This window comes from Hwanghaeella sp. LZ110 (genome assembly GCF_048892525.1).
Taxonomy (GTDB): domain Bacteria; phylum Pseudomonadota; class Alphaproteobacteria; order UBA8366; family Aestuariispiraceae; genus Pacificispira.
Genome location: NZ_JBLZHT010000005.1, coordinates 291,804 through 304,467 on the forward strand (window position 1 = coordinate 291,804; position 12,664 = coordinate 304,467).

The window sequence follows — 12,664 nt, forward strand, 5'->3', positions numbered from 1 at the left end:
AAATACCATGTGGATCGATTTTTCCAGCCGTCCGCCTTTGCCGGAATTCAATCCGCCGGCACCGCATCTCGGCAACTATCGCCGCGTGTACCAGGGCAGCGAGCGGGAAGCCGCCGCGACATCGGCGACGCAGGAGTTAGATGCTTACCTGAACATGTACGAAGAGTTAGACGCGCGCCATGTCCTCCTGAAGGCGCGGGATCTGACCAGTATGTTTGATTTCAAAATTTCCAACGAAACCGTCGCCGCATTCTGCCAGGAACACGGGCCGCGCTTCCTGGGATTTGCCGGGGTTGATCCGCACAAAGGCGCAGAGGCGATCGCAGAATTTGAACATGCTGTGACCGTGTTGGGGCTGCGTGGGCTGAACCTGCAATGCTTCGAGCTTAAGCTATGTCCAAATGATCCGATTCTGTTTCCGCTCTATGAAAAGGCAATAGACCTGAAGGTTCCGGTCAACATCCATTGTGGCATCAACTTTTCGACCGCTGTGCCGATGTCCTTCGGCAAGCCAGAATACATCGACGAGGTCATGGTGCGTTATCCAGAATTGCGCGTTTGCGCGTCACCGCCTGGTTGGCCCTGGGTCACGGAACTAATCGGCGTAGCCTGGCGGCATCCCAATCTCTATATCGGTGTGTTGGCGATCCGTCCGAAATTGTTGGGCAAGGCCCATTCCGGCTATGAGCCGCTGCTGCAATACGGTCGCACATTGTTGAAAGACAAAATGATTTTCGGGTCCAGTTTCCCAATGATGCCACCCAGTGCGGCGATTGCAGAATTGGACGCGTTAGGGTTGGATTCCGAAATCCGTCAGAAATGGGTTTTAGAAAACGCATCCTCCTTTCTGGGCCTTTAAGAACGAATCTTGAGACTGTGGATTGCGGAAACAGCTTTCGCCAATTGACATTACGGGTGCAGAATTTCAAACAAATGCGGGGAGATTGAGTAAGGTATCCTCCGAGGATATGAAAAAAACAATTACAAGCCGTTCCGGCTCGGAGAAAACGATGGGCACGCAATTGAAAACCGAACAAAAGAAGTCTTCGGTCAAAGGGGGGATGTCTCGTGAGCATCAGGTGCAGGAGCGACGTCAGAGCCTGCTAGATGCGGCGGTGACGGTGATCGCCAAACGTGGGTTGACCGGCATTACCATCAACACCATCGCTAGTGAGGCGAAGTGCAGCTACGGTGTGGTGGCTTTCCATTTCAAGTCCAAGGACGGAATCATCTTCGCCGCACTGGACTACATCGCCGACGAGTATGAAACCTTTCTGAAACGCAGCAGCCAATTGGACCTGTCCCCGGCTGAACGTATCCGCAAGATGATCGAAAGTGACTTCGATGGTAAGGTGACCAATGCGAAAAAGATCGCCGTTTGGGTCGCCTTCTGGGCTGAGGCCGCGCGCGTCGCAAAATTCCGGCGGCGTTGTGCTCAACTCAAAGAACATTACAACGAGATGACGCAAGAGGATGTGGCCGCCTTGGCAGCCGATCGCGGGATCAATATCGACACACGTCAGGTGGCGCGTTCCCTCAACGCCATGGTCGATGGCTTCTGGATCGCCAATCTGGTGCTGTCCGATGCCGGACCGGAAGGCCGGGAGGCGGCAAAAGAGGCTTGCCTGGCCTATATGCGGACCCTGTTTCCCAAGGATTTCTGATCAGGACGTCTCGCCGCGTCCCCAGGTACACAGCGCAAGCGAGAAAATCAAAAATGAGTCCTGTCCCAGTCAGACAACCGCTGCTTCAAACCCGGTTAGAACATTGACGACGTTGACGCCGATATCCTCAACAGCATAGCCGCCCTCCATCACAAACAGTGTTGGCAGACCAAGCACTGCGATGGCCGCGCCCATGGCGGAATAGTCATCGGCGAAGAGCTTGAAATGTGAGATCGGATCGTCGGCGAACGTATCCACACCCAGCGAAACAACGAGCGCGTCCGCGCCGAAATCTGCGATGCGAGCGACGGCCGTAGACAACGCCCCAGAGTATTGAGCATAGGTTGCACCAAAAGGCAGTGGCAAATTAAGGCAAAACCCTGCCCCCTCACCCTCCCCCGTCTCATCTGGGTAGCCGCTGTAATACGGATATTCGACGGACGGGTCAGCATGGATCGAAACGGTCAGCACGTCGTCTCGATCATAAAAGATGTCCTGCGTGCCATTGCCGTGGTGATAGTCCACGTCCAGCACCGCGACCTTGGCCTTTCCGGAATCTCGCAAAGACTGCGCGGCAATGGCCGCATTGTTCAGGAAGCAATAGCCCCCGAAATAGTCACGACCGGCATGGTGTCCAGGGGGACGACACAAGGCGAAGATTGCTCTTTCCCCTCCCTCCAAGATCATGTCGGCCCCGGTCAGCGCTGCATCGACCGCAGCCCGTGCTGCCGTCCAGGTTCCAGATAAGATTGGACTGCTCATATCAATACAGTACCGTCCCAATTCGGCGCCAGGACGTTTGGTTGCAAGCCTGCGGGCGCGCGGCGGCACCCAGGTATTCGGAAGAGCACATATATCGCCATTCTCAGCATGCCACTCTTCCCAGAACGTCGATAGGAAGGTCACAAAATCAGGGCTGTGAACCCGCAGGATTGGTGCCATGTCATGGGCAATCGGTGCGATCACCGGGCCAAGCGCGGAACTGGTCACGCAATCCAAAACCAGCTGAGCGCGCCTGGGCATTTCGAAACTAGCAACCTGCCGCCCGCGAATGTATTCGTAGGGGGCATCCTGATTTTCGTGAAGCGGCGTGTAAATGGTCTTCATGTCCGGTCTCCTGATAAGCTCGGTCGGGTTTCGCGCTTGGTATACCAGCCACCGATAGCCTTCTCATAAGCAAGACCGGCACGGAAGACATCGGCGTCGCTATAGGTTCGGCCGACGATCTGAATGCCGGTGGGAACATTGTTGGCAGCTTTTCCCGACGGCACGCTCAGCACCGGGCAACGACTCAGCATATTGAAGGGATAGGTCATCACCCAACCGTTGAAGGGATCAACGGGCTTGCCATTGATCGAATAACCATCCAGAGGGTTGAAATCCGCTGGCACGGCCGGAACGGCAAGGGTTGGGCATATAAAAACATTGCAGTCTTCCATGATTGGTCCGAACGTATCATACATAGTGCCGACCGTATAAAGCGATGCTAGGAAGTCTTGCTTGGTGACAGACTGTGACATTTCGCCGAAAGCACGGGCATAGTCGGTCAACTGCGACGCGCGGTCATCAAGATACTCCGAAATCCAGGTACCGAACAGGGTCGCCAGATAGTTGTTCGCAGCCTTTTCGCTCTGTTGCGTCCAGCCGACATCGACTTCTACCAGCTCCGCGCCAAGGTCATGAAAAACCTCAAGGGCAGCCATTGTGTTGCGGCGAACATCTTCGTCCAATTCATAGTATCCAAGGTCCAAAGACCAAGCCACTTTCCAACCCTTGATGCCGCCATGATCGGGCTTTAGTTCCAGTTTCGGCCGAAGGGAGGCGACATCTTTCGGATGGGGGCCACACATGACGTTCTGCATCAACAGACAGTCCTCGACCGTGCGTGCCATCGGACCAGGATGGTTGTAGAAATCGAGATTGAATGGGGGTGTCGACGGATTACGACCATATGGTGGTTTGTATCCCACCACGCCACAGGCCGAGGCCGGAATACGAATCGATCCCCCAATGTCTGAACCAGTGGCGAGTGATGCCATACCGCCCGCCAACGCCGCGCCCGACCCGCCAGAAGATCCACCCGGCGTATAAGCAGGATTCCAGGGGTTGCGCGTCACACCCCAAAGTCGTGAATGCGTGAACCCGGTGCAAGAAAACTCCGGCGTTGTGGTGCGCCCATGCACAACAACGCCAGCATCGATTAGCCGCTGCACGACCGGCGTGGTCGAGGTCGCGACGGTATCGCGATAAAGAAGAGAGCCGAAGGTCGTGACGCGCCCTTTTATCATATTCTCGTCCTTTACCGCGGTGGGCAGACCTTCCAGCGGACGCGCATTGCCCGAGGCATACCGCTGTTCCGAGGCGCGCGCAGCAGCAAGCGCGTCTTGGGCATAGATAAAGGAAAAAGCGTTGCAGGATTCAGCGGTCGCCGCGGCCTGATCGAGATAGGCTTCAACCAGTTCTGTTGGCGATACCTTACGCGCCGCGAAATGGCGCAAAGCCTCTGTCGCGCTGAGGTAGCAAAGGTCACTGTCGGTCATCGGGATATCCTGCTGGCTCAAAGATTATTGATGCACTTTAGCGAAACTAATGATTGATCAGTCAATCAAAAAAGTTGACGATAGGGAAATTTTTCGACTAGGCTTCATTACGTCAGACAGAAGCACGATCAAAATATTTCGAATAAAAACTGCTCCGAAGACGTATCGAGGCAGCACTGAGGCTATCACTTGAAAGGGGAAGGTCATGACTGAATCTGAGTCCAAACAAATGGAACATTGGATTGCCCAATTCCGTAAGGGTGCGGTATCGCGTCGCGAGTTTTTGGCGCGCACCACTATGCTTTTGGCTGCGGGCACTGCTATCGGATCGATGCCATCAATCGGTCGAGCAGACGACGCGCAACCAAAAGCTGGCGGTTTCGCCCGCTTTGGATTGAGCGATGCATCGCAGAACGACACATTGGATCCTGGCACATGGGTGACCAGCTTTACCGGAGCGGCCTTCAACGGATCGCTGTGCAACAACCTGACTGAGATTCTGCCTGATGGATCGATCACCGGTGACTTGGCTGAAAGCTTCGAACCTGAAGATGGGGCGAAGCGCTGGGTGTTCAAACTGCGTGATGGCGTTACCTTCCACGATGGGAAGAGCTTGAAAGCAGAAGACGTGAAGCAGTCCTTCCTGCATCACATGGCGGAAGATTCAAGCTCCGGCGCGCGAGCCATCGTCGCGCAAGTCGAAAGCATCGAAGCCGATGGCGACAAGGCGATCTTTACCTTAAAGACCGGCAACGCGGATTTTCCCTATCTGGTGACTGACTATCACCTGTCGATCTTCCCGGCCAATGCCGACGGTACCGGAATTGATTTCGCACGGGGTGCGGGAACCGGGGCCTTCACGCTGGAAAGTTTTGAGCCGGGGATTGGCGTGCGTATGAAGCGCAACCCTAACTACCACAAGAACAACAAGCCATATTTCGATGAAGTAGAATTCGTCTCAGTCACCGAGCCGACTGCGCGTCTGAATGCGTTGCTAACGGGCGAAGTCCACGTGATCAACGATGTCGATGTCAGGAACGTGCCGCTGATCGAACGGAATCCGGATTTCGCCATTACCCGGACGCCAAGCCTCCGGCACTTTACTTTCGACATGAACACCTCCGTAGCACCGTTTGACAATCCGGATGTGCGACTGGCTCTGAAATATGCCATAGACCGTGACGACATCATCGATAAAGTGTTTCTCGGCGAGGCGCTGAAGGGCAATGACAATCCGGTCTCCAACGTCATGGAGTACTATGCCGACACCCCTCCGCAATACGAATACAATATCGAAAAGGCAAAGGAACATCTGGCCAAAGCCGGCCTCGACTCCTTGACCATTGATCTGTCAGCGGCAGAAGCGGCATTCCCGGGCGCGGTCGAAGCGGCGGTGCTCTTTAAGGAGCACGCGGCGCCGGCCGGCATCACAATCAATGTGGTTCGGGAAGCCGACGATGGGTATTGGGAAAATGTGTGGCTGAAGAAGCCGTTCAACGGCTGTGACTGGTTCGGTCGTGCGACGCTTGATTGGCTGTTTGCCACATCTTACACGTCGGATTCGCCTTGGAACAACACCGGCTGGAAAAACGCACATTTCGATGAGTTGCACGCGTTAGCCCGTGTCGAGACGGATCATAGCAAGCGCGCCGTCATCTACAAGGAAATGCAGCAAATGCTTCATGATGATGGTGGCGTGATGACCGTCGCCTTCGTGAACTATCTCTATGGGATGTCTGGTCGCATAGGTCATGGAGAGATTGGCGGCATCCTTCCTGCCGACAACATGCGCATGAGCGAGCGTTGGTGGTTCAAGGATTGATTTGAAGTTGGCGTTAAGCCGACTTCGAATTGCTCTCACAGATGTATCGTCGCGGCGGGGACGGGAAGCGATTCCGCCGCGGCGATACAGTGGGGATTGTCAAAATCCCACAATTTCCTTCATTTATCCCGTCGCCGTGTTTGGCCGACTTTTGAAAATCTCGTCGGATAGAGGAAACAGTTTATGGAAAGCCATTCCCATCCTGTCCTGGCCATGCTCGTTAACCGGATCGGACTGGGACTCCTTAGTCTGCTGATCGTTTCGATCGTCATCTTCTCGGCCGTGAGCATGTTGCCGGGCGACTTTGCTTCCGCCATCCTTGGGCAGACGGCAACGCCTGAGGCGGTCACGGCCCTACAACACAAGTTAGGGCTGGATTTGCCCTGGCCACAGCGATACGTGGTCTGGCTGATGGATGCGGTGCGCGGCGATCTTGGAGATTCGTTCTCCGGTCGCCCGGTGATCGACGTGATCGGCCCCAGACTCTACAACACGCTACTGCTGGCGGCCAGCACGGCGATTTTCGCGGTTCCGCTGGCCGTGGGTCTTGGTATCGTCTGCGCCCGATTTCGTGGCCGTTTCATTGACAAATTCTTCAGCACGAGTTCGCTGGCGGCGATTTCCGTCCCAGAATTTTTTCTCGCCTATATCCTGATGATGCTCTTGTCAGTCAATCTGCACCTGCTGCCATCGATGTCCTCGATCCGAATGGGGATGAGCCTCGGCGAGCAGATGATCCGCATGGTGCTGCCAATCCTAACGCTAATGCTGGTGGTACTGGCGCATATGATCCGCAACACCCGGGCAGCGATCCTGGGTGTCATGGCCAGCCCCTATGTAGAAATGGCACGGTTGAATGGCGAGCCGGAAAAGCGCGTGGTTCTGCGTCATGCCCTACCGAACGCCATCGGGCCGATCGCCAGTGTGCTCGCCATCAACCTCGCCTATCTAATTTCCGGCGTGGTCGTGATCGAGGTGGTTTTCGTTTATCCGGGCGTCGGCCAGACCATGGTGGACGCGGTTCGGAACCGAGACGTTCCGGTTATTCAAGCCTGTGCCCTGATCTTCGCCGTTACCTATATCGGCCTGAATATGATCGCAGACATCATCTCAATCGTCAGCAATCCCCGATTGCTGCACCCTCGTTAGGAGAGAAGGCATGAGCAGTTCAGTAAATGACAGCCCCCTGCCTGGACGTTTCAGTATCCTACTGCGCGACCTGCGGCGGGCGCCGGTCAGTGCCAAAATTGGCATGGTGATCGTTGCCGCCTATGCACTGATTGCGCTTTTCGCGCCTCTGATTGCGCCCTATGGCGAATATGAAGTTGTGTCGCGCATCCCCTTTGATCAGTGGAGCAGCGAGTTCTGGCTTGGTACCGATCAGCTCGGGCGGGATTTCTTCAGTCGTTTGATCTTTGGCGCCCGAAATTCCATCTCTGTGGCATTCGTTACAACCCTGATTGCCTTCACAATTGGCTGTTTCTTCGGCATTATGGCGGCGATGCTCGGTGGTTTCCTGGATCAAGTGTTCAGCCGGATCGTTGATGCCATGATGGCGGTGCCAGACCTGATTTTCATTCTGATGATCTTGTCGATTTTCGGCGCATCCATTCCGAACCTGATACTTATCATCGCCGTGCTGACCTCAACCCGCATCTACCGCATCGCACGCGCAGCCGCGCTCAACGTCGTCAGCCTTGATTTTGTGGAGGCAGCCTATGTTCGCGGCGAGCGGCTGTGGTGGCTTATCGTGCATGAAGTGCTGCCAAATATCCTGCCGATCCTGATTTCCGAACTCGGCATGCGGTTTTGCTTTGTTTTTCTTTCGGTCGCGGCGCTTTCCTTCCTAGGGGTCGGCATTCAACCGCCCACCGCAGAATGGGGATCAATGGTCCGTGAAAATGCGGCGCTGATCAACATGGGGGATATCACGCCACTGATTCCCGCAGCCTCTATTGCTTTGTTGACCGTCGCAATAAATTTCGTCGTCGATTGGATGCTCAACCGGGCATCCGGTCTGCAAGACGACGCATAGAGGTGGCGGGTAGCATGACAACCGAAAGTAAAGAAATGACAGCTTCCAGCACGCCGGTAATCGAAATCCAGGATTTGCGCGTCAAGGCGCAGGCGAATGACCAATGGTCTGAGATCGTTAAAGGTATCAGCCTGACTGTTCAATCCGGTGAGGTGCTGGGGCTTGTCGGGGAATCCGGTGCGGGGAAATCCACTGTAGGCCTTGCCGCGCTGGGCTTCCTGCGCTCAGGGTGCCAGGTTGCCGGAGGACAGGTGAGATTTGAAGGAGCGGACCTTCTGGCGATGCCGGAAAGCAAACGTCGCCGGCTTCGCGGCACGCGCATCGCCTATGTGGCGCAAAGTGCGGCCGCGGCGTTCAATCCAGCCATGCGGCTGATCGATCAGGTGATCGCCGCCGCGATCAGCCGAGGCGGGCTGACGCGCGAGGAAGCAGAAACACGCGCGGTTGAGCTTTTCCGGTCTCTCATGCTGCCCGAGCCGGAACAGTTCGGACAACGCTATCCGCACCAGGTTTCAGGCGGTCAGCTCCAACGCGCCATGACGGCCATGGCTATGATCTGTCAGCCAGCCTTGATTGTCTTTGACGAGCCGACAACGGCGCTGGACGTCACGACGCAGGTCGAGGTGCTGACCGCTATTCGTAATGTAATCAAGGAACACAACGCCGCCGCGCTCTATATCTCACACGATCTCGCTGTAGTGGCCCAACTAGCCAATCGTGTCGCGGTGCTGCGCTATGGCGAGGTCGTCGAGGAAGCGCCCATCGACAGGATCCTGGACCATCCCGAACATCCCTACACGAAAACACTGTGGGCGGTTCGGGAATTGGATGGCGTCGGGCACGACGGCGTGCCAGAGCCGCTGATGAAGGTTTCCAACATCTCTGCCGCCTATGGCGAACATACGGTATTGCAGAATATCTCTTTCGCCATACCGAAACGCCAAACCGTGGCACTGGTGGGGGAGTCTGGTTCCGGAAAGTCGACCCTGGGGCGGGTAATCGTCGGCTTGAAGGCACCGGCGAGCGGCATGATTGACTACGAGGGCGAAACGCTCGGCGCTTCGGTTAAAACCCGGTCGATCGACATGCTCCGCCGGGTCCAAATCATCTACCAATCGGCGGAAACCGCGCTAAACCCTCGGCATAAGGTTCGCAAGATTCTGGGGCGACCGCTGACATTTTACCACAACCTTCGGGGCCGGGCGCAGGAAAAACGCTGTCTCGAGCTGTTGCAGATGGTTGAAATGGATGCAAGCTTTATGGACCGATATCCCGCGCAGTTGTCCGGCGGACAGCGGCAGCGAATTGCCATTGCGCGGGCGCTTGCAGCGGAACCTGAACTGATCGTCTGTGACGAGGTGACCTCGGCGCTTGATCAGGTGGTGCAGGCCGAAATTCTGCGCATGCTGCTTGATCTTCAGGAACGGCTGGACGTCTCCTTCCTGTTCATCACACATGATCTGGAAGTCGTACGCGCAATCGCGGACCGCGTTGTAGTTATGCATCAGGGCCAAATCGTGGAGGAAGGGACAAAGGACGAGATCTTCGCGCCCCCACATAAGGATTATACAAAGCTTTTACTGGAGTCGGTGCCGGAGATGGCGACTGGCTGGTTAGACCATGTAGTGAAAGAGCGTGGAAAGTAAGATCAAGCAGTCCAATCCTGTTTTAGGCTTGGCGTTCATTCGACCAATTGGGTGCTTGCATGATCCTTCTGGAGCATCGTTCCTTAAAAAGGTCAGCCCCCTAGACTAGGAATTTGTGTTATATAGGCGGCGGCAAACGTTGCACGAAATCCGTTGCTTTCCTGGACCAGCGATCAGTACCTTTTCTCTGTTCACGGGTTACTTAGGAAATCGGAATCGCATTATTTTTATAGGGCTGAGTCATATACCACCCTCTCCGCCATTTTTCATGCGCATCTCCAGCCATCCACGCTTCCCCTCCTCGCCGCTTAGAATCCATCTTGCTGAGGGTCAGCCGACTGTCGTACGGTTTGGCGTAGGGGTGCGGGCCTGGGGGTGCGGGCTTGGGGGTGCGGGCTTGTGCGCTATGCATAAGGGGCGTTTTTTTTGAACATCTTCCTTTTTTAGAAAGCATTTCAGGATGAGCAGATTTTTTACGTTGTTTGTGTCCTCGAGCGGCGCGATGGTCGGGGTGGCTATGGTTCTGGGGGATTGGTTTCCCGGATATTGGATCGCCGCCGTTTCCCTGCCGCTGCTGGCGCTGGGGATATTTGACCTGCTGCAGACGCGCCACACTTTGTGGCGGAACTATCCGATCATTTCCCATATGCGCTGGCTGTTTGAAGGGATACGCCCGGAAATTCGCCAGTATCTTATTGAAAGCGATGGCGATTCCTTTCCCTTCAGCCGCGAACAACGGTCGCTGGTTTATCAGCGCGCAAAGAACCAACTGCAAACCATCCCCTTTGGGACGCAGCAGGATGTGTATAGTTCAGGATATTCCTTTTTCAGCCATTCCCTGAAACCAGAGCATGTCGATGTCAGCACCTTGCGGGTCCGCATCGGGGGGGATCGGTGTCTTCAGCCCTATAGCAGTTCCATCCTGAACATATCCGCGATGAGCTTCGGGTCGCTGAGCGGCAATGCCATTTCCGCCCTGAACCGCGGGGCCAAGCTGGGATCATTCGCCCACGATACCGGTGAGGGTGGATTGTCGCGCTATCACCGACAGAATGGCGGTGATATCATCTGGGAGATCGGGTCGGGCTATTTTGGCTGTCGCACCGATGACGGGCATTTTGACCCGGCCAAGTTTGAGACAGTGGCCCAGGATCCCCAGGTCAAGATGATAGAAATCAAGCTGTCGCAGGGCGCAAAGCCAGGGCATGGCGGCATGTTGCCTGGCCCCAAGGTCAATGCAGAGATTGCCGAGGCGCGCGGCGTGCCGGAGGGGGTGGACTGTATCTCCCCCGCATCGCATTCGGCCTTTGACACCCCGATGGGGCTGATTGCTTTCGTGGCCCGGCTGAGGGACTTGTCTGGCGGAAAGCCGGTCGGGTTCAAATTATGCATTGGCCACAAGCATGAATTCATGGCCATCGTGAAGGCGATGATCAAAAGTGATGTCTATCCTGATTTCATCGTTATCGATGGCAAGGAAGGCGGCACTGGGGCCGCCCCTGTTGAATTTGCAAACAGTGTTGGCCTGCCCCTGCGCGATGGCCTTCATTTCGCGAATATGACCCTGATCGGGGCGGGCATTCGCGACAAGATCCGCATTGGGGCCAGCGGCAAGATCGTATCGGGTGCCGATATGACGCAAGCCATGGCATTGGGGGCGGATTGGTGCAATTCTGCGCGCGGCTTCATGTTTGCAATTGGCTGTATCCAGGCACGCGCCTGTCACACAAATAAATGCCCAACGGGCGTCGCAACGCAGGATAAGTTGCGCCAGGCCGGTCTGAATGTCGGTGACAAATCGGTGCGTGTGGCAAATTTCCACCGCAATACGCTGTATGGATTTGCCGAAATGATCGGCGCCATGGGTCTAAAAGGCCCCCATGAAATCACCTTTACCATGATCAATTTCCGCGAAGCCCATTTCAGCGGCGCATTGCTGGCCCGACTGGAACCAGGTCAATTGCTGAAAGAAGGGTGCCCCGAAGACTATGCAAAGCCCTGGCGCGCCGCCAATCCAGAAGGCTTTCGCTAGAGCAAATTTGCTCCAGTGTGGTGCGCGGTTATTTGGGATCGACCAGGACGCTGTTTGCGGTGCTCCGGTTAGGAGCGTTTCGCGAAGCGATGCGGGGCATCGCAAGCGGAAGGCGACGCGGCCCGGAGCGCCGCAAACAGCGCCTTTGGTCCCTTTATCGGCCCGTCGGACGGCGTCGAGAGCGCTGGACGATGAACCACATCGCCTGCACGCTCTCTTCTAGCCGACAGGCCGATAAAGAGATCCTGGTGATTCCAAATAATCGCGCACCACACTAGGCGCTGACCAGGTCTGCAAGGTCGGGTCGGGTGACGCCCTGATCAATCGGCAGATAGGTGGGATCGAAATCCTGTGTGACCTCTACGCCCTGATCCAAAAGGTGGTCATGGAACTGTGTAAGGGTATCCACCATATCGCCAATGAATTTGTCATGCAGCACCAGCAACGGCCAGTCCAGGGTCTCAAGATCCTGTTTAGCCCGGTCCAGCCAGTCGCGATGGGGGTCGATCCAATCCTGGGGAACACTGTTCCAGGTGACCATCGTATATTTGTTTTCGACCAGAAAATCCCGCGCATCGGGGCTTAGGATATGGGATCCCAGGGACCCGCTGCCATTCGGGCGAAAGAACTTTCTGGGATGTGCCATATCGCCCAGCAATTTCTCGGTTTCACCAATTTCGCGTTCAACCCGCGCCCTGTCGCCATCGCGACCCAGCGGCGTTGTATGGGTCAATGTGTGATTGCCAATCCAATGGCCTTCCTGCCAGGCCCGTTCCGTCAGGCGCCGGGACTCGGGGTCCTGCAAGCGCTCCCCGACCACAAAGAAAGTCGCCTTGATCTCCCGCTCAGCAAGGAAATCCAGCAAGCGTTCGGTCGTTCCCGGCCAGGGTCCATTGTCAAACGTATAGGTCAGGCGACGGGCCAT

10 protein-coding genes are annotated in these 12,664 nt (G+C 55.9%); 7 read left to right on the top strand and 3 right to left on the bottom strand.

Translation table 11 applies throughout. The features are described 5' to 3' along the window. The first annotated feature begins 7 nt into the window (after positions 1-7). Both ACOSDM_RS12595 and ACOSDM_RS12600 read left to right on the top strand, forming a co-directional pair. Entirely contained in the window at positions 8-859 is an 852-nt protein-coding gene (locus ACOSDM_RS12595) for an amidohydrolase family protein (RefSeq protein WP_420724885.1), read from the top strand. 109 nt (positions 860-968) lie between these two features. After that, on the top strand, positions 969-1,664 hold the full coding sequence (locus tag ACOSDM_RS12600; protein WP_420724886.1) for a TetR family transcriptional regulator C-terminal domain-containing protein: 696 nt from the start codon (positions 969-971) through the stop codon (positions 1,662-1,664). A 69-nt stretch (positions 1,665-1,733) separates the two neighbouring features. Here the strand turns inward: ACOSDM_RS12600 and ACOSDM_RS12605 are convergent, their stop codons facing one another. Together ACOSDM_RS12605 and ACOSDM_RS12610 are read right to left on the bottom strand one after the other, a co-directional pair. Beyond that, a complete protein-coding gene (locus ACOSDM_RS12605; protein ID WP_420724887.1) occupies positions 1,734-2,771 on the bottom strand; it encodes a histone deacetylase family protein in 1,038 nt (345 codons plus the stop codon). Further along, positions 2,768-4,204, bottom strand: coding sequence for an amidase (locus tag ACOSDM_RS12610; RefSeq protein WP_420724888.1), 1,437 nt, complete (start codon positions 4,202-4,204; stop codon positions 2,768-2,770). The genes ACOSDM_RS12605 and ACOSDM_RS12610 overlap by 4 nt, the downstream gene beginning before the upstream one ends. Before the next feature lie 205 nt (positions 4,205-4,409). Here ACOSDM_RS12610 and ACOSDM_RS12615 point away from each other — a divergent pair, with 205 nt between their 5' ends. The 5 genes from ACOSDM_RS12615 to ACOSDM_RS12635 all read left to right on the top strand — a co-directional run bounded on the left by ACOSDM_RS12615 (position 4,410) and on the right by ACOSDM_RS12635 (position 11,739). After that, positions 4,410-6,026: an ABC transporter substrate-binding protein gene (locus ACOSDM_RS12615; RefSeq protein ID WP_420724889.1), complete on the top strand. Its 1,617-nt coding sequence runs from the start codon at positions 4,410-4,412 to the stop codon at positions 6,024-6,026. Between the two features lie 183 nt (positions 6,027-6,209). Then, positions 6,210-7,175: an ABC transporter permease gene (locus ACOSDM_RS12620; RefSeq protein ID WP_420724890.1), complete on the top strand. Its 966-nt coding sequence runs from the start codon at positions 6,210-6,212 to the stop codon at positions 7,173-7,175. Between the two features lie 10 nt (positions 7,176-7,185). Further along, positions 7,186-8,061 (top strand): ABC transporter permease, encoded by an 876-nt coding sequence (locus ACOSDM_RS12625; protein WP_420724891.1) that lies wholly within the window; start codon positions 7,186-7,188, stop codon positions 8,059-8,061. 14 nt (positions 8,062-8,075) lie between these two features. Continuing rightward, positions 8,076-9,707 (top strand): ABC transporter ATP-binding protein, encoded by a 1,632-nt coding sequence (locus ACOSDM_RS12630; RefSeq protein ID WP_420724892.1) that lies wholly within the window; start codon positions 8,076-8,078, stop codon positions 9,705-9,707. 460 nt (positions 9,708-10,167) lie between these two features. Continuing rightward, positions 10,168-11,739, top strand: coding sequence for an FMN-binding glutamate synthase family protein (locus ACOSDM_RS12635; protein ID WP_420724893.1), 1,572 nt, complete (start codon positions 10,168-10,170; stop codon positions 11,737-11,739). A 274-nt stretch (positions 11,740-12,013) separates the two neighbouring features. Here ACOSDM_RS12635 and ACOSDM_RS12640 read toward each other — a convergent pair whose 3' ends face one another. Beyond that, positions 12,014-12,664: a polysaccharide deacetylase family protein gene (locus ACOSDM_RS12640; protein ID WP_420724894.1), complete on the bottom strand. Its 651-nt coding sequence runs from the start codon at positions 12,662-12,664 to the stop codon at positions 12,014-12,016.